Genomic DNA, 26320 nt, shown 5'->3' with positions numbered 1-26320 from the left:
CGTCAGGCTGCTGGTACTGCTGGATCGACTTTCTTGACCCTTAGAAGCGGTGACGCGCCCTCGATGTCCGCCGGCGAAGTTGCTCTCTGAAGCCCGAGACTGTGGTCGAAGAACGCAACCAGATTGCTGCGGATGACCCGAAGGATCTGAACAGGGTCGACGCTGCCGCGGCGCAAGGGCGAATAAAGCTTCATGTCCGAGAAATGCATGTGCTCGGCGCCGGGGATTGTCATCCAGTAGCCGCCCCGCCGTTCCAGCAGTTGCTTCATGGCCGCAAATTGCTCCAGCGAAAACGCGATCTCTCGACGCTTGGCCGGTGGGAAGCGGCTCAAGTCAGCCTCAGCCACAAAGGGCTCCTCGTCGTACATACCTTCGAACATGAACAGAAACGGGGTGAACCTTTGCCGTTCCGCCGTCGTCCGTCCAATCATCCCCGCAAGATCGGCCCCCGCCTTGACGCGCTCGTCCAATGAGCAGACTTCGGCTGCGGCGCCTCCGCCCAAAGAAAAGCCGAATACCGCGATCCGATCCAGATCGAGACGGCCGGCCAACAATTGTTGCGGATCGTCGCGGTTCAAATCTTCCAGACTATCCAAGACGAAGCGCGCATCAGCTGCTCTGATATCGATCTGCTCGTTTGCCGTCTTCACGAACTCCGCAAGAGCCGCTTCGGACGAGTAGTCTTCATCGCCTTTGAATTTACGGCACGCCACCGTGCCATCCGGAAAGGCAACGCGGCTGGAACTGTAGGGATGGTCGATCCCCACGACGATGTAGCCATGGCTGGCGAGCTCCTCGACCAAGACGGTACATTCGGTCCGGATTCCCGCCCACGAAGGCAAGAAGAGGATGACCGGAAAGCGCGGCGGTAGCGGCGGCAATTCGGCATCCAACATCGCATGCGTGTTCACGTGCGAAAAATGCGCGCTTCGCCAGGTCGTGATGGCGCGCTCCCGGTAAGGCGCATAGCGCCCACGACGGGATGGATTCGCGGGGTACCAGATCTGAATCATGAGCTCACGGCAACCGGCTCGATCCGAATATGGGTCGCTTCTGCTCACATGGATCAGGTGCCGAACGTGAGTGCCGATCCTGTACGCGCCGGTTGGCTTCGGCAGCCTGAAGATCGGCATGGCAAGACACAGCAAGCCGGCCATGAGGGCGAGGTAGGCAGTCGCGTAGGCCAGCCCGGATACGTGGACACTTTCAATATGCGCAACGCATCTCAAGCCGGCCGCGGTCACGAAGCCGAGTGCTGCAACATAGGCCGGAGCCATCTGGTAGCGCGCCCCCTCCAGATGGAGATGCGCCGCCAGCAACAACGCAACCAAAACGGCCAGAGGGAGCAAGGCATGGCAGGCACCGAATGAGGGGACAAGCATGACAGAGGCGCCCAGCAGCAAGGCCAGCACCAATGTCGATTCCAGCGCTCTCATCGGACCGTCGTCACGCTCCCGCTGCAGCGGCAACTATTCCTGGCGCTCGGGCGCGCTCGCCAAATAAGGAGATAGTTGCTCGATCAATCGAGTAACTTGTGGCTGTCGCATGATCGAGAGATGGTTGCCCGGAACCTGATGCACGACGATGCCCCCGGCGGCGATGTTCGACCATCCGAGCGTCAGGTCATCTCCATATTCGGCGGTTCGCCCTTCCGCGCGGAACAGCAACAGGCGACCGGGATAAGATCTCGGTACATATTTCCGGCCTATCGCCGAGAACAAGACCAGGTTGCTTCGCAGCAAGCGAGGGACAGGCACCCCGAGTGAACGACAAACGTCCTGGCCGACCTTCCAGAGCAGCGCATCCAACCGACTGGTAACAAAGAGGCGCGCATCCGCCCAGAGTTCGTCGAACCGACCATGAATGAGATTGCGCCCATACTTCCTGAGCCGATCGTTCAGATATTTGCGTCGAAATTTCGCGAGCTGCTCCGCCGGCAGATTCCGATAGTGAGCCCAATTGCCTGTATCGAAAAGTGCGATCAGCGCGACCGCCTCGCCCATTTCGACGAATTTCGTTGCGATCTCAAAAGCCACGAGCCCACCAAACGAAAGGCCGCATATCTGGTAAGGTCCGTTCGGTTGGACGGCTTGAATTTCTCGCACATACTGGCTTGCAAGGTCTTCCACACTGTCGGGGCAAGACTCTTTTGCGTCTGACGCTCGCAACCCATAAACCGGGACGTCCCCCGGCAACGCCGCGATCAGATCCCGATAATCCAGCAGATGGCCACCACCGCCATGGATGCAGAACAGGGGAAGACGATGGCCGGTTTCGCGGATTGCGACAATGTGCGGACGGTCGGTTTGCAGGGCCTCGCGGAGCTTCCGCGCCAGTTGCCCGGCAGTCGGCGCGACCATCAGAAGCGACAGATCGATAGTGATCCCAAAACTTGCCTGCACCTTCGTAACCAGTTCGGCGGCCAGCAACGAGTGCCCGCCGAGCTCAAAAAAGTTGTCATTCATCCCGATGACGGGCACCTTGAGGATGGCCTTCCAGATCTCGGCAAGCTTGATCTCGTCCTCGGTACTTGGCGCGACGAAGACGCGTGCGGCACTTTCCTCGGCCGGCTGTGTCGACTCGCGAGCCCGCTTCGGAACGGTCGGGGCCGGGAGCTCCGTAATTCTGTGACGTCGGTTTGACACCACAGTCCGCAGCAGCATCTGGTAATAGTCCAGGATAAGCCGGATCGAGCCCGCGTCGAACAGGTCGGCATTGTACTCGCAGTTCACCCGCAGCTCGTCCTGGCGCTCAATAAGCGCGAGCTGAAGCTCGAATGGAGTCCCAACGCTGAATGTCGGCATCGGGGACACGGTCAGTCCGGGCACCTGATGCGGCTGCAGGAATGCGACCTGATAGAGGAAGTAAAACTGGAAGAAGACCGTCCGACCATCGATCGAGCGGATGCGCAACTGCTTAAGGAGCGCCTCGAACGGCAGATCGGCGTGATCCAGCGCATCGAGGTACACCTGGCTCACATGCGCGATAGCTTCCTCGATCGTTGGATTGCTACCCAGATCGATCCGGAAGGGAATTGGTCCGGCAAACGGACCGATCAAAGGCTCCGTCTCCGGGCTCCGGTTCGCCACCGGCGATCCGATCACCATCTCCGGCTGTTCCGAGTACCGCGACAGGAGGATCGCAAAGCAGGCCAAGGACAGCGCAAACATCGTCACGCCTTCGGCCTTCGCGACGCGCTTCAGGTCCTGGATGAGCTCGGCCGGCAAAGACAGCGACTCGATGCCGCCCTTCGCGGTCATCCGCGCAGCCGGCGGCCGATCCGTCGGGAAATCGACAACGTCCAGCGGATCTTTGAGCCGCGTCAGCCAATGGTCGAGATGAGCGCCTGCTTCCGGCGACTTGAGCCAGTCCTGCTGCCAGCTTGCAAAGTCAGCATATTGGATCGACAGAGGCGCAAGCTGCACGGGCCTGTTGCCAGTGAGCGCCTCGTAGCTTGCCCACAGCTCGTCCTGGATGACCCGCTGCGACCATCCGTCAACGATGATATGATGCGTCGTGATGAGCAGGACCGCCTCGGCGGTACCCAGCACGAACAGGCAGGCGCGGAAGAGCGGCCCCCGCTCGAGGTCGAACGGTTGCCGCGCCTCTTCCTGCAAAAGCTCCTGAAGCCTGGACTCGCGCTCCGCGTCCGCGATTTGGGTCAGATCCGCGACAGAAAGCGCAAACGCCTGCCGCGCCGAAATTACCTGAACGAGCTCGCCCTCGAATTCGGCGAAGGTCGTCCGCAAAATCTCGTGGCGGTCGACGAGATGCTGAAAGCTCGCCTGGAGTACATTGGTCGACACAGAACCCGTCAGGCGCACCGTGGCGCGCATGTGGAACTTTGCCGAATTCGGATCGAGCCGCGCGAGCAGCCAAAACCGCTCCTGCGCAACGCTCGCCGGCATCGTGCAAAACTCTTCGGCGGCGTGGTTCGACGGCATCGGCTCTTGCGTCTCCGACACAGGGCCACCCTGCGCCGCCCGCGGTCCCGACACGACGAATTCCGAGGCGCGACGCTCCGGTCCGGAGCTGATCTGTTCGAGCAGGCCGCAGAAATCGTCCAAGAGCTCCTGTGCAAATTCCCGGCTGTAGTAGTGCTTGTTGAAGTCGATCGACAATCGCCAACCGCTCTCGCGCTCCACCATGAAGAAGTTGAGCCGGTAGAGTGCCCCCTGCGAGATCGACGGTATCGGCGTGACCTGAATTTTCGTGGGCTCAATGACGGAATTCGAGCTCCCACCATAGGCTCGGTAGCAATTGAAATTGACGACAAAGAACGGTTCGGGATCAATATCCCCATCCGCGGCCCGAGCCTTGATCACGTCCTCGAACGGCACGTCCTGATTGGCGAAGATCTCAAGCATGGCGTCCCGCACGCGGTCCGCCAGGTCAATGAAGCGGGGGTCACCGGCCACATCGGTTCTGATGACGACGTGGTTGATGAAGAGGCCGACCAACGCTTCAAGTTCGGTGCGGTTGCGGCCTGCGAGCTCCGACCCGACCGCAATATCGTCACGTCCGGTATAGCGCTTGAGCAGAACACAGAGCGCGGACAGGACGGTGACGAACATGGTCCCGCCGCGACGGTTGCTCTGTTGGTTCAGCGTGTCGGTCAGTTCACGTCGGAGTTCGCGGGAAACGATATCACTGTCGCGGCCAGCTTTGACCGGCGGCTCGCGATCACCTGCGACTTCGAGCCGTCGATAGTTCTTGAGTGAGGACTTCCAATAGGCAAGCTGCGCCTCCCGCTCGGCATCTTCCGCGCGCTCGCGTTGCCATATGACGTAATCGGGATATTGGACAACGAGCTCCGGCAGTGGCGACGCCTGCCCTTCGCTGAATGCCCGGTACAGTTGCCGCAGCTCGTCCATCATCACGCGGATGGACCAGCCATCTGCGACCAAGAGGTGCGCGGTAAGCAACAGCAGATGATGCTGTTCTTCAACACGGATAACCGTAACCCGCAGAAGAGGTCCGGCCTCGATCTCGAATCCGCGCGTTGCCTCAGTCCTGCAGAGATCATCCACCTGTTGGTCGCGGTCTTCAAGCGACCGCAGATCGTGGAATTTGAGATCGATCTTTGCCGACGGTGCGATGAGCTGAACGGGATCAACGCCTATGACCGTGAAACTTGCGCGCAGAATTTCGTGCCGCGCCACGATTTCATTGAAGGCGCGCTCGACGAGCGAAATGTCCAGGGGTCCCTTCAGACTCCACCGAAAGGCCACGTTGTAGGCGGAGTCGCCGGGATTGTCGCGATCAGCACGCCAGACGCGCTCCTGCGCCGCAGACAGCGGAAACACCAGGCTAACTTGGCTGTTAGCCGGTTCCAGACATTCGCCGATGTCTGCGTTCAATTGTGGGAGCTTGATGATTGTGGCCATCTGCTGACTTGCCGGACAGGCTGGGGCGCTAGTCGGTACTGTTGTCGCGGCACCGGCTTAATCGCCCGATCTGAAGTGGTCGTCTGATCCTGCGTTCCCTTGGAAAGTTCGTCGAAGATTGCGGCAATCGTCCTGAATTTGAGGATCTGGCGCGGCGTCACCTGGATGCCCGCCTTATTGGCGCGTGCCGTGATCTGAAACACGTGCAGCGAATCCGCCCCGAGCTCGAACAAATTGTCGTTGATGCCGACGCGCGGCAGCCGGAGCACCTCGGCCCAGATCGCCGCCAGCTTCTCCTCGTCGGCGTTGCGCGGCACGGCATAGGCCATGCTTTCCTGCTGCTTGGTCCAGCTCGGTGCCGGAAGCGCATTGCGATCAATCTTGCCATTTGGCGTCAAAGGCATCGCATCGAGGCTGACATAGGCCGCTGGAGCCATATAAGCCGGTAGCTTCTTGACAATGAACTCGCGCAGCTCGGCTGCCCCCGGAGCAACGCCGTTTTTCGGAATGACATATCCGATCAGACGCTTTTCTCCAGCGACGTCCTCACGCAAGGAGACAACCCCCTGAGCGATGCCGGGGTGGGTTTCCAGGATGCTCTCGATCTCTCCGAGTTCGATTCGGAAGCCACGCAGCTTGATCTGGTTGTCCAGCCGACCGAGGAATTCGAGCGTTCCGTCACGCCGTCGCCGAACCAGATCGCCGGTCTTGTACAGGCGCGTACCCGGTTCGGACCTGAACGGATGGGCGACGAACCGCTCCGAGGTCAATTCCGGCCGGTTGTGATAGCCGCGCGCCAAGCCCGCGCCACCGATGTACAGCTCTCCGGCCACGCCGACTGGCGCCAGTTGGAGATCGTGGTCGAGGACCAGGAACTCAGTATTGGCGATCGGATAGCCGACGGGGACCGGCCCTTCGCCGGCGGCAACCTGTAGAACTGCCGACCAGATCGTGGTCTCGGTCGGCCCGTACATATTCCAGACCGACGCAGCACGCTTCACCAGCTCATTTGCCAGCTCGCGTGGGAAAGCTTCGCCGCCGCAGAGGACCTTGAGAGCCGGTTCTCCAGTCCAGCCTGCGTCGAGCAGTTGCTGCCACGTGACAGGCGTGGCCTGCACAACAGTCGCGTTCACCTCCTTCAAATACTCCAGGAGGCGCACCGAGTATTGCGCCGTGTCGCGGCTCACGATGGCAAGCCTGGCGCCGACGGTCAGCGGCAGGAAGAGCTCAAGCCCCGAAATGTCGAACGATAGCGTCGTGACCGCCGCCAGAACGTCCGAACTGTTCAGGCCGGGCTGCACCTGCATGGCCTGCAACAGGTTGGCCACCGCGCGATGTGGGACCTCGACTCCCTTGGGCTTGCCGGTCGAACCTGACGTGTAGATGACATAGGCAAGATCCGCAGGACCAGCACCTCCATCCAACCGCGCTGAGCTCTCGCGTGCGATGACCGGCCATTCGGTGTCGATCTGGACCACCTTCGCATCGCCGAACGACCATTGCTTGGTCAATTCTGCCTGGGTCACCACCACCTGGGCGCCGGCATCCTCGAGCACAAACCGGACGCGCTCGGGCGGAAATGTCGGATCGATCGGGACATAGGCCCCGCCCGCCTTCATAATTCCGAGCAGCGAGACCAGCATATCGAGGCCCCGCTCGATGAACAGGCCGACCAGAACGCCGGGTTTGACGCCGAGCTTGCGCAGATGCTGGGCCAGCTGGTTGGCGCGGCCGTCGAGTTCGGCATAGGTCAGCCGCTCCGGCCCGAACATGACCGCAATCGCGTCCGCACTCCGTCCAACCTGGGCTTCGATGAGCCCATGAACCGTGGACTGGTTGGGCCGGTTCGTGAACGTATCGTTCCAGCGGGCCAATCCGTCCAACTCGGCTGCCGACAGGAGCGGAAGCTTCGAGACGGGTGCATGGACCTGTGCGGCCATTCCCTCGAGCAAGATCTTGTAGTGCTCGAGCCAACGCCCGATCGTGTCCTCATCGAACAGGCCGGTGTTGTAGTCGCAGTCGAGCGTCAACCCGTCACTTGCTTCCATGATGTTCAGGAAGATGTCGAAATTGACGAAGCTCTTCGGATTCGGATCGACCTCCGCATCGACGCCGTCGAAACCGAGCTTGCCGCCGATCCGCTCCAGGTTGAACTGGACCTCGGTGAGCGGCAGGCGACTCGGATCGCGCTGCAACGCCAGTTTCCGCACCAGGCGGCCGTAGGTGTAGTTCTGGTGCTCGTAACCGGCGAGCACGGTCTGCTTCATCTGCGCCAGGAACTCGGCTGCCGTCGGATTGCCCGTCAAGCGGCCCCGCAGAGGAATGAAGTTCACGCAGTGACCGACCAAGGTGACGTTGTCCAGCAGGGACTGGCCCGCCGTTGGCACCCCGACGACGATGTCGTCCTGACCGCTGAGGCGGCCAAGCAGGATCTCGAACCCGGCCAGCAGGGTCACGAACAACGTGCATTTCTGGCTGGCACCGAACTTCTTGATCCGATTGTAGGCATCGGCCTCGATGCGGGTCCGGAACGTCGCGCCCTTGAACTCCTTGATCGCGGGCCGTGGCCGGTCAAGCGGCAGGTTCAGCGGCGCAGGCACCTCGCGGAATTGCTCCAACCAATAGGACTCGACCTTGCGCCCTTCGGCACTGTCGACGAACTCCGCTTGAGATTTTGCATAATCTGCAAATGGCATGCTGGCCGGTGGATTCCAGGACAGGCCCTGCTTCGTTGCGTTGTAAGCCTGCGATAGCTCGTCAACGAGGACGTTGGTCGACCAGCCGTCACAGACGATATGATGCGCAGTGAAGATCAGGATCTGATGGTCCGCTGCCAGCGTCACCAGCCGGGCGCGAACCAGCGGTCCTGCGCTGAGGTTGAACGGCGTTTGCGCATCCGTCGCGATGATCTGATGGAGCTGGCTCTCCTGTTCCTGGGGCGCCAGGGATCTCAGATCGATGGTCGGGACCTCGAGGGTCAGCCGGGCGGCAAAGCTTTGCCGGTCGCCCTCTCCACCGAACGTGGAGCGAAGCGCCTGGTGCCGCGCGACGACGAGATCCAGCGCACGCCGAAGTGCGGTAACGTCCAGGTTTCCACGCAGATGAAGCGAGACCGACTCGTTGTAGCTGCATGATGCATCGGAACTGAGCTGGTCCGACAACCACACTTCCAGCTGAGATTCGGTCAAGGGAGCTTCAGCTGCTTCCGGTCGATCCAGTTGCGCGGCCACGGCCGCCGGGGCGAGCGCCGGCGCCTCGACCACATCGCCCAGGAATCCGGCCTGGCGCATCTCGATCGCGCTCTCCCGGAACGCGGTCACGATGGCCTCGAGATCCGCATCGCTATGAGCGGTCGTCAGGAAGCACGGAAAGCCCTCGCGAATGTGGATACCTTTGTCCCGCATGTAGAAGTAGAATAGGTTGGCCAGCGGCTCCGAGGCCGGGAAGCCGAGGTAGAAGAAGCTGCCGAAGGTCTCGACCTGCGTCGGGAGACCGTGTTCCCGGACCACCTCGTTGAGCTTCTGGACCAGTTCGGAGGTGCGCTGATTGAGCCGCTCCTGCAGGGCGGGCCCCTGCTCGCTGAAGTGCCTGAGCACGGCGCGCATCGCCGCAAGCGCAAGCGGATGGCGAACGAAGGTTCCGGCGAAGAACGTCACGCCGACCTGAGGATAGGAATCATCCCCGAATTGCCACATGCCGCCGTCCAGGGCATCCATGAACCGGCTCTTGCCGGCGAGAACGCCAACGGGCATGCCCCCGGCAACCACCTTGCCGTAGGTTGCGAGATCGGCGCGAATGCCAAACTTCGCCTGGCAGCCGCCTTGATGGACGCGGAATCCGGTGACGACCTCGTCGAAGATCAGCGCCGCGCCGCAGTCTTCCGTGATCTTGCGAAGCTGCTTGAGGAAGTCGACCGGCTGCAGCGAGGGATGCCGGCTCTGCACCGGCTCGACCAGCACTGCAGCGATGTCGGCGGCGTTGCGCCGGATCCAATCCAGCGATTGTTCCGCGCCGTAGTCCAGCACGACCATGTTGGAGACGCTCTGGCGCGGAATGCCGGGCGCGATCGGCACCGACTGCGGCTCGCCAGCCTTGTTCATGAAGCCCTTCACCAGGACCTCGTCGAACATGCCGTGGTAGTCGCCGGAGAATGTGACGATCTTGTTCTTGCCGGTCACGGTCCGCGACACGCGCAATGCGGCGAGCACAGCCTCTGAACCGGTGTTGCAGAACGCCATTCGCTCATTGCCGGTCATCTCGCAGAACAGCTGCGCGACCTCACCGGCAAGCGGCGTCTGCGGTCCCGTCTCGAAGCCGTTGCGTAACTGGGCCTCGATCGCCTTCTCGACGAAATCCGGGCGGTGGCCGAGCATGATCGGGCCAAAGCCATTGACGAGGTCGATATAGGCGTTGCCGTCGATGTCCCAGATCCGCGACCCTTGCGAACGATCGGTCACGATCGAATAAACCATCTCCTTCCACTGGGGACGGAATCCGGACACGACGCGCGGGTCAGCCAAGGCCTGACGATGCTGCTGCGTGAACGCCTTCGATTTGGCCGTTCGTCGCGTGACGCGATCGATCAGGATATTGAGCTGCTTTTGCTGCGCCGGCGTCAGGTCCTGGGATGCGGTTGTTTGCGGCGGCTTGTACGGACCAAATGCCTTCTGTGGCGCAGCAGGCGCCGCCGCAGGTGCGGAGGTCACAGCTTCGGCAGCGGCCCGCAGTTCGACTGTCGCGTTGCTGGCCGGGATTGTCGCGGGAGCAGCGGCCGTCGGTCCGCGCGTCGCATTCAGCGCGTCGAGCTGCTTTGAGAACAGCTGGTTCATGGCCTGCAGCTGCTCGCGCATAAGGCGTTCCATCGCGCCTTCCGAGACGGAGCCGGCCGACACGAGCGCAGCCTGCACGGCCGGCTCGCTGGCTGCGGTTGCCGTGACAACCACGACCGGGGCTACCGCTTGCAGCTCAGACCTGGATTCGACGCGCTCAGCATACGCGTCGGCGGGAAGCTGGCTTTCGAGATGATCCACCAGGGCGTTCAGGCTCGACACGTCATTCAGGAGCTGGCGGAACGTGATCTTGACGGCGAACTTCTCCTGCAGTGCCTGGGCCACCTGCGTGAGGAACAGGGAATCGAACCCCAGCTCGAGGAAGGTGGTCGCCGGATCGGCGGCCGCGAGATCAACGCCCGACAAGCCTTCAAACATCTCCACCAGGGCGGCCTGGATTCGATCGCGACGCTTGGCCGACGTCGCGGGTGCGACCGCGGAGCTAACACTGGACATTACATTCACGGCATCGCTTCCCTGAAGGACTTGCGGCTTGGCTTCGCTGCTGAGAGAGGTCACTGGCGCCTCCGTCGACCCCGGCACGGACTGATCGAAAGCGGCTTGGGCATTCTGCAACCAGTAGCGCTTGCGCTCGAAAGGATAGGTCGGCAGCGACATCCGATGGCGGCGCTCGCCGGCATGGAATGCCGTCCAGTCGGGCTTTTCGCCGGCCACCCACAGCTTCCCCATGGCCGACAAGAGCGCTTCGTAATCACCTTCGCCGGAAAAGCCGTCAGACAAGGATGGCGCGATGACCGAATTGGCCGCTGGCTGACCGTGCTGTCGAGCCAGCGTCGTCAGAACATTGCCCGGACCGACTTCGAGCAGAATTGCGTCCGGTCGGTTGCGAAGCTCCTGGATTGCCGCCGAGAACTGCACCGGCTCGCGGGCATGTCGCGCCCAGTAAACCGGGTCGGTCGCTTCCCGATCCGTGACCCAGGTCCCCGTCACTCCGGACACATAGGGAATCTGGGGCGGGTTGAGCCGGATACCCGACAGGGCATTCGCCAGCGGATCGATCAAGGGATCCATCATGGCGGAATGGAAGGCGTGAGAAGTCACCAGCCGCCGGCAGGCCACCCCCGCCTCGTTCAGTTCGCGCTCGAACTGTGCAAGCGGATCCAGCGGTCCTGCAACGACGCACAGGCTCGGTGAATTGACCGCGGCCAGCGACAGCGGCGCGCCGAGTCGCTGGCGCAATTCGGCCTCCGGCAGCCGCACCGAAAGCATGCCGCCGGGCGCGACACCCTGCATCAGGCGGCCGCGCAGGGCCACAAAGCCAAGCGCGTCCTCGAGCGAGATCACGCCGGCAATGCAGGCGGCGGCGAACTCGCCGATGCTGTGGCCGGTCATGGCCTTGGGCCGAATGCCCCAGCTGAACCAGAGTTGCGCCAGTGAATATTCGATCGTGAAGATCGCGGGCTGAGCGATGATCGTGTCAGTGACCGCGCGCCTGGCCTCGTCGCTGGCACCGGCGTCGGGATAAAGCACGGTTCGCAGATCCGCACCGAGATGAGGACGGAGGATCTCTGCACAGCGGTCGACCGTCTCACGAAAGACCGGTTCGAGATCATAGATCTCGCGCGCCATGTTGGGGTGTTGCGAGCCCTGCCCCGGAAAGAGGAAGCAGACGTCGGAGACCTCGCGAGACCGCGAAGGGGCAGGAACGCGTGCCCGCTCCGACAACGAGCGGACCGCCTCTGCGACGTCGCCAGCGACGACAGCCCGGCGGTAGCCGAACTCACGCCTCCCGGTCTGAAGCGTCCAGGCGACGTCGGCGAGATTGCTGCCCGGATGGGCTTCCAGATGCGCCCGAAGACGATCGCCCGCGGCATCCAGTGCCGTCTGGGAACGGGCGGACAGAACAAGCAGCTGTTTGGTTCGCCGCGACGCGGAGGATTGCTGCTCGGGAGCCTGTTCCAACACGACGTGGGCGTTGGTCCCGCCGACCCCGAACGCGCTGACCCCGGCACGCCGCGGCGCATCTCCTGCATCCCATTCGGTCCGCTCGGCCACCACCCGAAATGGACTGCCCTTGAAATCGAATTTGGGATTCGGGTTCTTGAAATGCAGCGTTGGCGGAAACACACCGTGCCGCACGACATGCGCAGCATTGATCAATCCGGTGACGCCGGCAGCGATGTCCAGGTGCCCGACATTGGTCTTGGCCGTCCCGATCGTGCAAAATTGCGTCCGGTCAGTCCGCGCACGAAAGGCCTGGGTAAGACCGGCGAGCTCGATCGGATCGCCCAGCGGCGTCCCCGTTCCATGGGCCTCGATATAGCCGATTGTCGCTGGATCGATATCCGCAGCCTGATGAGCCATGGCGATGACATTCGCCTGCCCCTCGACGCTCGGGGCCGTATAGCCGACCTTGCTCGAGCCGTCATTGTTGACTGCATAGCCGCGAATGACGGCGTAGATCTGGTCGCCATCCTGCAGTGCGTCCTCGAGCCGCTTCAGGACGACGACGCCAACGCCACTGCCGAACACAGTTCCCTGCGCGTCGGCGTCGAATGCCCGGCAGTGGCCGTCTCGCGAGACCATGCCGCCATCTTGGTAAACCGAACCGCGCTTCTGGGGGAGCGTGATCGAGGTACCGCCGGCCAGCGCCATATCGCTCTGGTAGGTCAACAGCGATTGACAAGCCTGCGTGATGGCAACCAGCGAGGTCGAACATGCGGACAGCATGGTCACGCTCGGCCCGCGCAGATTGAACTTGTACGAGACTCGCGTCGCCAGGAAATCGGGGCTGTTCCCCATCATCTCCACGTAGTTGGAGACCTGGTAGCCGGCCGCGAATTTCTCGATAAAGCCGGGTTCGGTACAGAGCCGCGTCAGGAAGTAGGACGACATGCTCGTGCCAGCATAGACCCCGATCAGCCCCGGATAGGTCTGAGGCACGCAGCCGGCGTCTTCGAGAGCTTGCCAGCAGCATTCGAGAAACAAACGCTGCTGCGGATCCATCAGCTCGGCCTCGCGAGGATAAATCCCGAAGAATTCGGCGTCGAACAGATCGACGTCTTCAAGGATCGATCGCGCCTTCACGTAGCGCGGATCATTCCCGACCGCCTGCTTGTTGGTAATCTCGAGCTCATCGACACGAAACTGAGAGATCGCCTCGATGCCATCGAGCTGATTGCGCCAAAACTCGGCAACGCTTTGCGCCCCGGGAAAACGCCCGGCCATGCCGACAATGGCAATGCCTCCCTCTTCCAGCCCGGCATTCTCGTTCAAGACATTCCCCTTAAACGACGCGCCTGCTGTTTCGCGAAGGCAGCCCGCTGCTTCATTGCCCTCTGCTCAACCGCTTGCGCTGATGATGGCGTGTTTCTCAACTCCAACCGCCGCGCCAGCGAACGAATGGTTGGAAATTCAAACAGGTCCGTTATGGGTACCTCGGCCTGCAGCAGTGCCTGCAACCGGGTCTGCACGCCAGCCAGGAGAAGCGAATCCCCGCCGAGATCGAAGAAATTGTCGTCGAAACCAACTTGAGTCTTTTCAAGCACCTGACGCCAGATGACCGCAAGCTCGGCTTCCAGCTGCGTCCCCGGCTCGACCTGCCTGGGCAACGTCGGCAGGGCCGGCGCCGGCAATGCCGCTCGATCGATTTTTCCGTTGATCGTCAATGGAAACGCGTCGACCCGCACGAATGTATGCGGAACCATGTGCTCTGGCAGCTTGGCTACAAGATGGTCGCGTAGTTCGCCTGCACTCGCCGAGCCCAAATAATAGCCGACAAGCTTGGGCTCTCCTGGCCCATCCTTGCGCGCGAGCACAACGGCTTGTTGGACGCCCTGACAATCCGCGAGAGCTGCCTCGATCTCTCCGAGCTCGATCCGAAACCCGCGGATCTTGACCTGCATGTCGCCTCGGCCGAGATACTCAACATCACCATTGGCGAGCCGACGCGCGAGGTCTCCAGATCTGTACAGCCGAGCGTTGACCTGATCCGAGAACGGATCGGTCACAAACCGCTCTGCGGTGAGCTCCGGCCGATTCAGATAACCTTTGCTGACGCCTGCGCCGCCGACATAGATCTCGCCGACGTCACCGTCAGGAACGGGCCGCAGGTCCGAACCCAGCAAATGGAGCTGCAGGTCCGGAATTGGCGTTCCGATCAGGCTGCGTGTTTCGCCGGCCGCATCTGAAGCCGTTACCAGTCGATATGTGACATGAACGGTCGTTTCGGTGATGCCGTACATGTTGATGAGCTGCGGGACGCGATCACCGTGACGGTGGAACCACGGCCGCAGGCTGGCGAAATTGAGGGCCTCTCCGCCGAAAATGACATAGCGGAGCTTCAGCTGTTCGACGAAGCCGGATTCTTCGACCTGGATGAGCTGATAAAATGCGGCCGGAGTCTGGTTCAGTACGGTGACCTGCTCTTTGGCCATCAGGGCATAGAAATCCCTCGGCGACCGTGCGACCCAATAGGGAACGCAGATCAGTTTTCCGCCGGTCAGGAGACAGCCCCAGATCTCCCAGACGGAAAAATCAAAAGCGGAGGAATGAAACAGAGTCCAGACGTCGTCGGTATTGAAGTCGAACCAGCACGACGTCGACGTCAACAGACGATTGACGTTGTGATGCGTGACCATGACGCCTTTCGGCGTGCCGGTAGATCCCGATGTGTAGATGACGTAGGCGACACCCTCAGCGCTGGCTGTCTGCTGTAGGCGCATTCCATCTTCATCTGCCGCGGCGCTCAGATCACGATCCAGGCAAACGACCGGCTTCCCGTTCAACGGAAGCTTTGCGACCAGGGAGGGCTGCGTCAGAACGAGCGCAGGACCCGCATCCTCGAGCGTCATCCGGATCCGTTCGGCGGGATAGGCGGGATCAATTGGAACGTAGCCTGCGCCGGCCTTCACGACGGCCAGCATCGCGACGATCATCTCAATCGAGCGCTCAAAGCACAGCGCCACCAGGCGACTGCCGCTCAGGTCGCAGGTCTTCCGAATCCGTCTCGCGAGCTGGTTCGCATATCGATCCAGCTCGCCGTAGGTCACCTTGTCTTCGTTGATCTGGACAGCGGTCCTGTTCGGCGCCCGGTCGACCTGACGCTCAAACAGCCGACCGATCGTGTCCAGTGGCAAAATCTCCCCTGTGACCGCATATTGTTTCGCGACTACCGAGCCTAACTCAGCTGGCGCCATTTTTTTACGCCTCATCAAATCGAGCCGCACGAGTAAGCCGAACCGTCCGGCTTCCCGCACGGTATCCAGCTCCCCCCGAACATCTACGACTACCCAACACTCAAAAAGGAAACGCTCCTAATCGTTTCCAATTATATCAAAACCCTCTCGCCGTCAGCCTCCTTGATTTTCCGCAAATACTCAAACGGAGATGCTGGTTAACCTGCAATGAGGCGCACGGGCATCCTGGAGCATCACCTCGGCCTCAAGGTTTTGTCTTGCGGGATCGGCCCGAGTTCAATGTCACCGAGCCCATCTTCGGCTTATTCAAATCCTTTATTTTACATTGGTTTACACCACTCCCGGTCAGGAGCGGTCCTGGGCCGCCCATGAGGGTCTTGGATCTATTTTGATGGCGGACTTTGCTGCGGTGCTACAAATCGATCAAATTGCGATATTCAGGGAGAGCGTATGCGATCCTTGTTTCGACAAACCGACGATTTTCCAAGATCAATATCAACGAAGTCATGAAGTTCAATGACATCATCCGATCGAAGGCGACGTGGCGGCGGCTGGCCATCGCTTCCATAGCCATCCTGCTGGTCGAGGGCGCCTCGGCGGCGATTTGCCTGTACGTTGACCGGATAGGCGTTGGCCGGCCCCTTTGGGATCCGGATCTTCAGGAAGCCGGCCGCAATTGGGACGACCAGGGGACGATCATCGACCCCGAGATTGGCGGATATCGCGCGTCCGGCGCCAAGGAAAATCGGGAATTCCCGTCAGGCTTGCGCTCCTGTGGCGCTGCGTTTGGCGACTCCTTTGTTGGGGGTGCGGAAACACCTGATGACAAGGGATGGGTGGAGCAGCTCTCGCATCTCCTCGGGTGCCGTATCGATAACTATGCCGTCGGCAACTACGGGACGGATCAAGCCTACCTGCGTTTTCTGCGGATCGATGACAGGTCGCCAATTGCGCTGCTCGGTATCAATCCCAACAACATCGAGGACAATATCGGGCAGTACGACGCGTTTCTCGGGGCGCCCCTTGTTCCAACGGCCGTGAAAGGGCGGTTCTTGCTCGATCCGCCCGGACACCTCCGATGGGTCCCCCAGCCAGCTCTTGATCGCGACGGCTTTCTTCGCCTGAACCGCGCTCCAGCGGCGATGCTCCCAAACTCCTACTTCCTTCCCGACACCCGCGATGGACCGGTGACGCCGAGCTTTCCATACACCGTGACGCTGGTTCGGGTCTTGATGAAGCCACGCCTCGTGGCCACCCTTGCCCAGTACGCCCCGTGGGGGCCGCTCTACGACGTCCGACATCCGTCAGGCGCGCTGCAACTCATGACGGCAATCTGCCAATCCTTCGCCGAAGTCGCCAAGTCGCGAGGCCAGCGCCCCCTCATCGTCTTCTTGCCCGGCACGGCAAGCTTCCGGGAAAAGGCATTCCATGGCGAGTTTGAATACGCGCCGCTTGCCGACAGGTTGCGCGCCGCCGGGATCGAAACCCTCGACTTAGGCCCGCCCCTCACTGACGAACTGAGTGGCCAGTCGCCTTGCGTCCTCTTCACCCATCAACGCCATGGGCTTTCCTGGCTTGCGCCGCTCCTCCCCTGCGGCGGGCACTATAGCGTCATGGCCAATACTTTGATTGCCAAGGAGGTCGCGGCCGAGCTGCAGAGACGGAAGTTCCCGGCCCCTACTCCGAGCCAAAACCCTGCCAAATCAAATTAACCGTAAAAAATATCGTTAATTGCCGGCCGGAACTCTACGTCGGCAGATCGAAGCCTTGCCGCTCCGATCGAGGGCCGGCACTCGGCTAAGTTACGCCAGAATCGTACAAATCCGGCAGGACCCCGATTTTCTCCCGAAAGCAAATGAGTCTGCGCAAGGCTCGCGCCGCGGTTCATTCCACAAAAAGCGCTTTTTCGGCGGATTATCATAATGCAAAAAAGAAGCGGAAATATCGAGCGCAAGGGTTTAATCTGTTTTTGACTTTAAAGCGGGTTCAGGACGGCCATTTTCATGAGTTATAACGAAACTGCTTCCGTCGCTGCAGCGAGACGCAGCTTCAAGTCAGACAGTCCGCTGGCTATGTCGGTCAGCTCCATTGCGCCGTCGAATCTTCCGCGGCAAGTCTACTGCATTCTCGGCCTGCCGATTGATGCCATTGAGTTACCGGATCTCGTCCGCCTTATTGATGCAGCGGCGGCAAATCGATCGAGATTGCTCGTCTCCACCCCAAATCTGAACTTCCTTACCTCCAGCCTCTCAGACACCGAGTTCAGGGAGTCAGTGCTGGACAGCGATGCCTGCCCGCCGGATGGGAAACCAATTATCTGGATCGCTCGTCTGCTCGGGCTGCCCATCCGCAAGAGAGCGGCAGGGGCCGATCTGCTCGATGCGCTGAGCCTCCGTAAGCAGACCGAGCGCCGGCTGACGGCTTTCCTGTTCGGAGGCGCTCCGGGGATCGCGGCGACGGCCGCGTGCCGCCTCAACGACCGGCATGGCGATCTCCTGTGCGTCGGTACGCTGGATCCTGGCTTTTGTGACCTCGCCGAGATGAGCACGGATGACGTCATCGCTTCCGTGAACGAGAGTGACGCCGACTTCCTGATCGTCTCCCTCGGTGCCAAGAAGGGGCAACTCTGGCTGCAGCGAAACCATGACCGGCTCACGATCCCGGTACGCTCACACCTGGGGGCGGCAATCAATTTTCAGGCCGGGACCGTGAAACGTGCGCCGACGATATTTCGGGAACTAGGCTTTGAATGGCTTTGGCGGATCAAGGAAGAGCGCGTCCTTTGGCGGCGGTATCGTGACGACGGCCTTGTTTTTGCCCGCCTGCTGGTCACTCGGGTACTGCCATTGCTAGTCATTACACAATTGCAGCGCATAAGGCCTGCCGCCGAAGGCCAGCTGCAAGTCACGCGTACCTCGAATGATGGAGCTGTCACGCTCCGTCTCGATGGCAGCGCCACAGAGCGCAACGTATCGACCATCATGCCGCTCCTTAACGAAGCGATCTCGACGAGCAAGGACGTTATTATCAATCTGGGCGGCGTTCGCTATATCGACATGCGCTTCTTCGGTCTCTTGTTGATGTTGCGCAAAGAGCTTAAGCTTCGTGGCTGTCAGCTCTCGTTCGATCAAGTACCAGGCAGAATTAAGCGGCTGTTCCGATTGAACGAAGTCGGCTTCCTGCTCACTAATGAGCTAGAGGGCTTCGCCGCGTCTGCACCGATGCAAGCAGCCGGCAGCCGGGCTGTTTGATCTGCTTCAGAAAAGGTAAAACCGAATAGACCACCAGGGGCGTTAAGACCATGTTAGACAGACCTCTTTCTGAGACGACCAGGGATACGCAAGGCACGTGGATCGCCGTCGACAAGGAAGCCGCCCGCGCAAAGTTCGATCGCGAAAGTTTCGAAGTCTCCCATCGGCTTTCGGCGCATCCGCTCCTGAAACTGCCGAAGCTCCTGGAGCTGGCCGAACGCACGATAAAGTCTCGTCCCGACGATCTTTATTACGATATGGGCAAGGTTCGAACCGGACAGCGCTGGGACGAGATCCCAAAGGCGAAGTTCTCGGCGATCCAAGCCCTTGAGCAACTGGAGAGCTCGGACGCTTGGTTTATCTTCCGACACGCCCAGCGCGACCCGGAATACAAGGCTCTTTTTGAGGACGGCCTTCGAGAGATCAAAGCCATCGCCGGTGAGGACGTCGAATCCAAGATCCGCCAAGAGGACATCATCATTTTCGTGACGTCGCCGCGGCGGGTCACGCCATACCACATCGACCGGGAATGCAACTTCCTGCTCCAGATTGCCGGGACCAAGACGATCCACATTTTCGATCGAGACGATAAGGACGTCCTTCCTGAGGAGGAGGTTGAGCGGTTCTGGGCTGTCGACAACAACGCTCCGGTCTTCAGGCAAAACTATCAGGACAGAGCCAAGTCCTATCGCCTGGCACCGGGAAACGGAGTCCACATACCCGTCAATTTTCCGCATTGGATCCAGAACGACGACAACATCTCGGTGTCGCTCAGCGTGAACTTTCAGTTCTTGGACTCGATGCGAGCGAACGTCTACCGGTCCAATTACTTCCTGCGGCGCCTCGGCGTGACGCCATCGGCTCCTGGTGCGCACAAGATGCGAGATGCCGCCAAGTCGTTTGCCATGACCTGCGCATTGGCTGCCCGGCGCGTTGTTCGTGGCCACCATCGCGGAGACCGGATTTGGAATTGATATCGGGTGACTGACACTGGCCGGAGCGCCAAATCCCGCGATTGTTCGGCGAACGCCAAATATGCCACGCAAATGACAGAGCGCCCGTAAAGTCGGGCACTCTCGAGAGTCCGCAAGCAGACCAGACCTTTCAAGATGCAGTCGTCTTCAAACGCCCATTCCCGTGCGGCAGTCACACCAGGCTTCTCAAGCCCGGAGCCGCACGACATTCCTTTCACCGACGTGATACGTGCGACCGGGACGCGCCCTGCCCTTTTCGGCGTATTTCCGGCTCCCCCCGGAGGCCGCGAATTCGTCGATATGCTGCCTCTAGATCAGCCGGTCTACGACCTGTATTTCTCGAAGCTGAGCAGTGATGCCAGCTTTCCAACGACCGAGCAGCTGGCGATCGACTTTCTGCGCGATATCCGCAAGATCCAGGCTCACGGCCCCTATCAGATTCTGGGTTACTCCAATGCGGGCTTGCTGGCGTATGAAGTTGCGAGATTGTTGACGGAGCAGGGCGAAGAGGTCACCCTGCTTGCGCTGATCGATACCTGGCACCCGGAATTCGTTCGCAATCTGCCAAAGCCGCAGCTGATCAAGTATCGCGGGATGCGCTATCTCGACCGCCTCAAAAAATACGCCCGGTTTCTCCGCAGTGGCCGGGTCGACGATCTGCTCGGTGGCCTGCAGGAATTCTTGGGCAAGCGTGTCAAGGGGCTGGTATGGCGCCTCAATGGCCTGCTCTTCCGGCGAGCCAATCAGCCGGCGCCCGCGAGCATGAAGAACATCGAAGTCAATTCCGTGTTGAGCGGATTCTCTCCCCGGCCCTACGCTAAGCGCTTTCTGCTAATTCGCCCGGATGATCCGGTCGACAAGAAGCTGAAGGACAAGACTGTCGGCTGGCACGTATGCGCTACGGCCGGAGTCGAGGTGCAGTTCTTGCAGGCGGAGCATGGCCAGATGATGAATCGGCCGCAGGTTCGTGTAGTCATGGATGAGATTATCCCGCGCCTTGCGGGATCCCCCGGCTCGTGAACGAACCCAGCGAAGCGACGGCTCGAAATCGCCCTCGGAGATCCGGCTGCGCCGAGGTGATGTCGGCCGGTATGCGCGGGCTTTCAGGCCTTGCGAAAGAAGAGCCCGGAGTAGGTTTTGGCTGACATATCCGGATAGCAAGGGATCATCACTGAACGTTCCCGGATATCCCAGCTGTCGACGAGCACATAGCCCAACTGCTCCATTCCCTTGATCAGGCCAGCCCGATTGTGGAGCATGCACGCGAGCCGATAGCTCCCGCCATCCTGGATGGTCGCAAGGGATGGAACGTCGACCAGCGGAGCCCGATTGACGATGACATATCGCGGTTTCACGGCCAGAGGCGCAAGAATATCAGCAAGCGGCTGCTGAAAATAATGCAGCGAGCCAGAACTGATGAAGACATCATATCCATCCGCATCCATCAGCTGATCAGTGAAATGCAGGCGCTCTTCCTGGATGGATCTCGCCAGCTCTGCGCCGATCTTGTTCGTCTCGGGCAGATCGAACACGGTCCAGCGTAGGTCTGATGGAAAATGCAGCTGTTTCGAATAGCAGTAGAAGAGGTTTCCTACGCTGCCGCCGAGGTCAAACACGCGATGCACCTCGGAGGCCACTCTCTCCAGGTGAAACAGCGCGGCATAGTCTCCAGGACGAGGCTTCTCGGCCTCCGGAATCTTGACTGAAAGATAAGAGGAGTTGTGATGTCCACCGCCCTCATATCCGGCGATGGCGGCAGTTGCGTCCTGTAATGTGAGAAACGGCCGGTTATAGCCGACGAGCGCATTGATGATATCTCTGACCAGCGGGAGCTTCCGCACGGCCCGGACAGCGGCAAACCCAGCCGGAACGCCGCAGACGCCGCGCAAAATGCGCGAACAATACTGAATCTGAATAAGGCGAAAACGTCTCAACAGCGGATCCACTCGACTCTCGATTTACCGGTACGGACTCAGGAAATTCACTCGACTATTCGCGTCGCCTCGCCTGCAGCGTGGTACGTAGAATATCCACGTTCCCCCACTCGAACAAGTTGCAGCGTCAACCCACGGCATCTTTGCGAACGCCTCGTCGGTCACGACCCTACGCTCCCCTCGCTAATCAACGCGATGCCCGGCTCGCCACTCCTCAGTTGCGGCGATGAACGCCTCGTGCAAGGCACCAACGTTTTCGGGATCAAACAAGTTGTGATGGTGTCCGGGTATCTCCAAGATCCTGATATTCGGACAGCGCAGCCGCCATGCGGCGTCGTCGCCTTGGGCAAGCGCGGTCCTCAGCAGGACGGCCGGGACCTCGAGCGGGACCGGCGTCCGGTCGAGATCCGCAAGCCATGGCGCCGTCGTACGAACGAGCATTCGCATGCTCAACTCCCCCTCGACGACGGGATCAGAGGTCAGAACTGACGGCAACCATCTTGCCGAAGCGAGGGCACGAAGAAATAACGGCAAACGATCGCCGACGAGTCTGATCCAGGCGCGCCAAAACTTCGAGCGCAGAAAATCGGCGAATTCGCCAAAGCGCCGCTTACGCAGGAGCTCAAACCCCTGCTCGAGGGCACGCTTCTTCCACTGAGCCGACGGCGCGATCGAAACAAACATGAACGAGTCGATGGCGCAAAATCCTGCGATCTCGCGCCCCCTGGCCCGCAGGTGAAGTCCAATTCCGTAGGCGAAATGCCCGCCAATCGACAGGCCTACCATCCGAATAGGTCCTTGCGGCACCTTGGCCAATATCTGTTCGGCGAGTTCTTTGATAAGCGTATCGGCAGACAATTGATTAACGACGTAGTGCCGCCAATCCGGATAGCGGATGACTTCAATCCGCGTATTGTCGTCAGCACCATCCCGAAACACATTCAAGTCCGGAGCACCGCCGCCCGCACCCGACAGAAAGATGATTGGAGACGATGAGGCTGTCATGCTCATGAACAATCGGCGGATTCGAACCGTCCCGCAAATACCGGCGCACATTACGGTCCGGCAACCCGAGGGGCGGGCATCCCAGTTATACGAGAGCCGCCGATCTGCAAATAGCAGAGAATTATCCCTCTCCTTATTATACTTAAATCCAGATTTTCCGTTGTATAATGGTCAAGCGCCTGACCGCTCGTGGCAGGAGAGGGCTCGGCGCGGCAGCCGGAGCCCGAGCGACACGTTATATCGCGTCGTCTGCCGTAATGGTTGCCGCGATTGACCGAAGCATGGACAGATCGGAGCATGGGCAGGTGAGCAGGCAGCGGCTGTCCCTAACCTCCGGCATCAGAACCATCACCGCGGCGTATGGGCCCTGAGATGAAATTCAACCACCTCGACGCCGAGTTGCAGGCCAAGGATCGCTGGGCATCCCGACGTCAGCGCCTTGTCGAGTTCCTGCGTGAGCATGGCCTCAGCGGGCTGCTCGCAAAGATGCGCGAGGTCGGACTGCGGGGAACGATCGCATTCATCGTTCGCCAGGGACGCTATCAGATCTGCTCGTTGCTCGGCAAACGATGGGATCGCAAATACGGCGTTGATACTTCGGGCCAGATCGACCTGGACAACGTGGATGTTATTGGGCCGAACAAGGCAAGCGGCTACGCGTCTGTATCGACGTCGCCGAGGGCCTTTGCATATCTCTCGCAGTTCTTTCCCGCAAACTGGAAGGATTTTACGTTCGTCGATATCGGCTGCGGCAAAGGGCGCGTCGTCATGCTCGCCGCTCAATTCGGATTCGACAGAGTTCAGGGCATCGAGTTCGCGCCGTTGCTTTGCCGTGTGGCGGACCAAAACCTCGTCCGATTTTCTGGCCGCAGGCCCGCCGAATGGGCCATCATCAATGTCGACGCAACCACGGTGGATCTGCCATCGGGCAATCCCCTGCTCATTTACTGCTTCAACCCGTTCACCGTCGACATATGGGAGCGGTTTATTCCCGCGCTTGTCAGGGCCAATGAATTGAACCGGAGGCCGATGCGCCTGGTCATCTCGGGAAGCCTGCCGGAGACAATTCGTGCGGCCGCGGCCGTGATCCTAAGATCCCAGCGTTTTTGCGAGCGCGCGCACGGCGTAACGCCGTTCTTCATGGATGCTTACGCACCTTACACTTACTGGATATTCGATTCGATCGAAGCGACGGCCGCCGAAATCAAGCCATAGCCTTGCGGCGTGACGCGAGCTGCGCCGAGACAGCCTGCGATGCATATTCACATCCCGCCACGAAACGAAAGAGCGGCCCAAAGCTCATCGCGGACGCCGGACCGATCACATGGAGCCCGGGCATCGAGGTCTCAAACCTCGCGTTCACTCTCGGCGCACGCCCAAGACGCTGGATCGACTTGCGCAGATCCGGATCGAGGAAGGAAAGCCGCTCGACATCGATATCATAGCCGGTACCCGCAATGACGTGATCGACGGTCATCTCGCGGACGCTCTGGTCTCCAGCATTGTCGATGTGGAGACGAAGGACGACACGGCCATTTGTCTCGCGAGCCCCTTCGACCGTGGTCCCCACGTGAACCGGAAGCCGGTTCTCGATCCGGTCCCGGAGCCACCAGGCTCCCCCGGGGGTCAAATAGTTCTTGAATATCCGCGCTCGCGCCGCGTCTGGAAGGTGATACATGGCGCCCGGAAAATGCGCGAGCGTCCACGCAACAGGACCGCTTCCGAGAGCTGATATCGGTGACCGCAAGCGCCGCCACAGGCTGCGCTTCTGTGCGACCCGGCTCATCCAGTCCACCGATTGCTCGCGTACGAGAAGAGATGGTTGAGCGCCCGCTTCCAACAGCAGAGCCGCGGCTTCCAGCGCTGACTGTCCTGCACCGATGACCGCGACCTCTCGTCCCTTAAACGACGTGAAGCTGCTGATCTCGGATGTATGAGCCGCAAGGCCCGGCGCCAGGGACGTGAGCGCGACCGGAACATGGGCAAAGCCGTTCAAGCCGATAGCGACCACGACGTGCTCGGCCCTCAACTCTGTGCCGTCGGCAAGCCTCAGCTTGTAACAATGCGGCGCCCCGCTCACCTGCGCAACGTCCACGGGCTCGACCCAGGGCACATTGGCCTGCTGAAACCACTGCCCATAACCGACGAAATCGCCGATCGAACATGGCTCGAACGTTTCGAGTCCGCGTGGTCCGCTGTAGTCGGCAAACGTGAAGCCGGAACGCGGCGTCGAAATATTGGTGCCGAAACAGTATGTCCGCAAGAAGCGATCGCCGCCGGCGGCCGCGACGTTGGACCAGAATTGCATCGGACGGCCGAAGATCCGATGCTCTATCTTGAGGGCTGCGAGATGTGCCGCAAGCGACAGGCCGTAAGGTCCCGCTCCAATGATTGCCACCGGTATCACGCTCACGTCCGCCTCTTCATCAAATTCGGATCAGCGATCGAAGAAACTCGCGGCGTGTTGCGCAGGAAGCGCGGAAGAGCTTTGAGTCCCAAGTATATTTCGTCCAGCGCATGAAGGATGGCTGGAACGGGATCGCTTGCGTCTTCAGCGAAATCGACCCCGTTGAACTCGTTCTCTTTCAGCCACGCACGCCACTTGCCGAGATCGTCGTGCGATATTCGGCCGCTGAATCGCTGTGCAAGCAGAATTGCGCGCAGCGTAAACCGATCGAAAAAGACGATCTTCTCATTGTCTTCGACTTGCGCCCTCGCAATTCGCTCTCGGAGCAAAGCGCGATTGTCCGTCGCATCAAGATAGGCGAACAGCGGCGTGTTCATGCCCCGCCTGATATCCATCCCTAACTGATTGAATAGCCGCGGATTGAAATCGATCGCGTACCAATTGCCTTCCGAGCGAATGAACTCGACCTCAAATATTCCAAAATAGCCCAGCCGCCTGCAAAGCGCATGGACAGCCTCCGTCAACGCACGGTCCTGCGGAAGCGCTTCAAAACATACGCCAACACCGACCGGCTGCGACCGCTGGAATACCTTGCGCGTCGTACGCGCAACAAAGAACTCCCCGGTTCGATCTAGGAACCCGCTGATGGATAGAACGCCCTCCGCGCCGACCGGAAGGAATTTTTGCAGGATCGGCCAATGGCTGGAGGGGAGCGGCGCCTCGGATCCGGACAATCCCTCGCGCGCGATAATGAGCTTGTATTCGCTGATGAGCTCCTGCGCGGTGCGAACCACCGCACCTTTGTCATTTCTTAAGCGACGAACATGCGTGCGCGGCTTGATCAGAATCGGATAGTCGAGCGCGGGCGCCAAACGCGCAACGTCGTTCAGATCCGCCGGATACCAGGTTGGCGGAACGTTGAGCCCGGCGCCATGGGCCGCGTCCGCAAACAGCCTCTTGTCGAGCGCGCGATTCAAAATCTCGGCGGAGACCGAATACATCCGGAAGTGCCGACCCAGCTCATCCGCATGCGTGCCGTATAGCCAAGCGGTTTCGTCCGACGTCGGCAGCAGCACCTGGCCAGGTGCCTCGGAACCAATAGCAACCAAACGTTGCAGAAACTTCTCTGTACTCTTTTCGGACGGCGCTGCGTAGGCGCGAGCCGCGTATCGGGACCACGCCGCAGGCGCGAAGCGTCCGCTGGAGACGACCCGAACCTCCACGCCTTCGCGAGCGAGACCACGCACCGCTGCGATGGTTCCGCCCATGGCCGCCGAGGCCAACAGCACCGATGGTACTTTTCTACTCAACTTATCTTGCCTGCCCCCAAGGCTTACAAGTGAGTTCCCTCAGATCGTTATTCGTTCAACGGTA

At 60.5% G+C, this 26320-nt stretch carries 13 protein-coding genes; 5 read left to right on the top strand and 8 right to left on the bottom strand.

The features are described 5' to 3' along the window. Window positions 1-2: 2 nt before the first annotated feature. Genes BRAS3843_RS25035 through BRAS3843_RS25020 form a run of 4 tightly spaced genes read right to left on the bottom strand, consistent with a single transcriptional unit; the run spans window position 3 to window position 15435 of the window. Window positions 3-1436 carry a dienelactone hydrolase family protein gene (locus BRAS3843_RS25035; protein WP_008971885.1) on the bottom strand — a complete coding sequence of 478 codons (1434 nt, stop codon included), beginning with the start codon at window positions 1434-1436 and terminating at the stop codon, window positions 3-5. A gap of 33 nt (window positions 1437-1469) precedes the next feature. Next, complete coding sequence (locus BRAS3843_RS39020; protein WP_083841430.1) at window positions 1470-5387, bottom strand: condensation domain-containing protein; 3918 nt, start codon at window positions 5385-5387, stop codon at window positions 1470-1472. After that, the gene (locus tag BRAS3843_RS25025; protein ID WP_008971883.1) at window positions 5357-13453 is read right to left on the bottom strand and encodes a hybrid non-ribosomal peptide synthetase/type I polyketide synthase; all 8097 of its coding nucleotides are present in this window, start codon (window positions 13451-13453) and stop codon (window positions 5357-5359) included. The genes BRAS3843_RS39020 and BRAS3843_RS25025 overlap by 31 nt, the downstream gene beginning before the upstream one ends. Then, window positions 13450-15435 carry an amino acid adenylation domain-containing protein gene (locus BRAS3843_RS25020; protein WP_244425465.1) on the bottom strand — a complete coding sequence of 662 codons (1986 nt, stop codon included), beginning with the start codon at window positions 15433-15435 and terminating at the stop codon, window positions 13450-13452. The genes BRAS3843_RS25025 and BRAS3843_RS25020 overlap by 4 nt, the downstream gene beginning before the upstream one ends. Before the next feature lie 341 nt (window positions 15436-15776). Between BRAS3843_RS25020 and BRAS3843_RS25015 the strand changes: the two genes are divergently transcribed. From BRAS3843_RS25015 to BRAS3843_RS25000, 4 genes are all read left to right on the top strand, one after another. Next, on the top strand, window positions 15777-17087 hold the full coding sequence (locus BRAS3843_RS25015; RefSeq protein WP_139024966.1) for a hypothetical protein: 1311 nt from the start codon (window positions 15777-15779) through the stop codon (window positions 17085-17087). Window positions 17088-17378: 291 nt separating this feature from the next. Continuing rightward, a complete protein-coding gene (locus BRAS3843_RS25010) occupies window positions 17379-18626 on the top strand; it encodes a WecB/TagA/CpsF family glycosyltransferase (RefSeq protein WP_050886517.1) in 1248 nt (415 codons plus the stop codon). Window positions 18627-18676: 50 nt separating this feature from the next. Next, a complete protein-coding gene (locus BRAS3843_RS25005; protein WP_008971878.1) occupies window positions 18677-19600 on the top strand; it encodes a cupin-like domain-containing protein in 924 nt (307 codons plus the stop codon). 135 nt (window positions 19601-19735) lie between these two features. Next, window positions 19736-20620 carry a thioesterase domain-containing protein gene (locus BRAS3843_RS25000; RefSeq protein WP_083841429.1) on the top strand — a complete coding sequence of 295 codons (885 nt, stop codon included), beginning with the start codon at window positions 19736-19738 and terminating at the stop codon, window positions 20618-20620. 83 nt (window positions 20621-20703) lie between these two features. On the opposite strand, the gene BRAS3843_RS24995 is transcribed toward BRAS3843_RS25000, so the two are convergent. After that, window positions 20704-21546, bottom strand: a complete 843-nt coding sequence (locus BRAS3843_RS24995; RefSeq protein ID WP_008971876.1) for a TIGR04325 family methyltransferase — start codon at window positions 21544-21546, stop codon at window positions 20704-20706. Window positions 21547-21717: 171 nt separating this feature from the next. After that, the gene (locus BRAS3843_RS24990) at window positions 21718-22545 is read right to left on the bottom strand and encodes a thioesterase domain-containing protein (protein ID WP_244425464.1); all 828 of its coding nucleotides are present in this window, start codon (window positions 22543-22545) and stop codon (window positions 21718-21720) included. Between the two features lie 366 nt (window positions 22546-22911). Between BRAS3843_RS24990 and BRAS3843_RS24980 the strand changes: the two genes are divergently transcribed. Continuing rightward, entirely contained in the window at window positions 22912-23754 is an 843-nt protein-coding gene (locus BRAS3843_RS24980; RefSeq protein WP_008971874.1) for a hypothetical protein, read from the top strand. Here the strand turns inward: BRAS3843_RS24980 and BRAS3843_RS24975 are convergent. Beyond that, window positions 23744-24952, bottom strand: a complete 1209-nt coding sequence (locus tag BRAS3843_RS24975) for an NAD(P)-binding domain-containing protein (protein ID WP_008971873.1) — start codon at window positions 24950-24952, stop codon at window positions 23744-23746. The genes BRAS3843_RS24980 and BRAS3843_RS24975 overlap by 11 nt on opposite strands. Then, a complete protein-coding gene (locus tag BRAS3843_RS24970; protein ID WP_139024965.1) occupies window positions 24949-26256 on the bottom strand; it encodes an ATP-grasp domain-containing protein in 1308 nt (435 codons plus the stop codon). Before BRAS3843_RS24970 ends, BRAS3843_RS24975 begins: the two co-directional genes overlap by 4 nt. Between the last annotated feature and the right edge of the window lie 64 nt (window positions 26257-26320).

Source organism: Bradyrhizobium sp. STM 3843 (genome assembly GCF_000239815.1).
Lineage (GTDB): Bacteria > Pseudomonadota > Alphaproteobacteria > Rhizobiales > Xanthobacteraceae > Bradyrhizobium.
The sequence above is the reverse complement of the archived record's forward strand: the minus strand, read 5'-3'. Positions and strand labels throughout refer to the sequence as shown.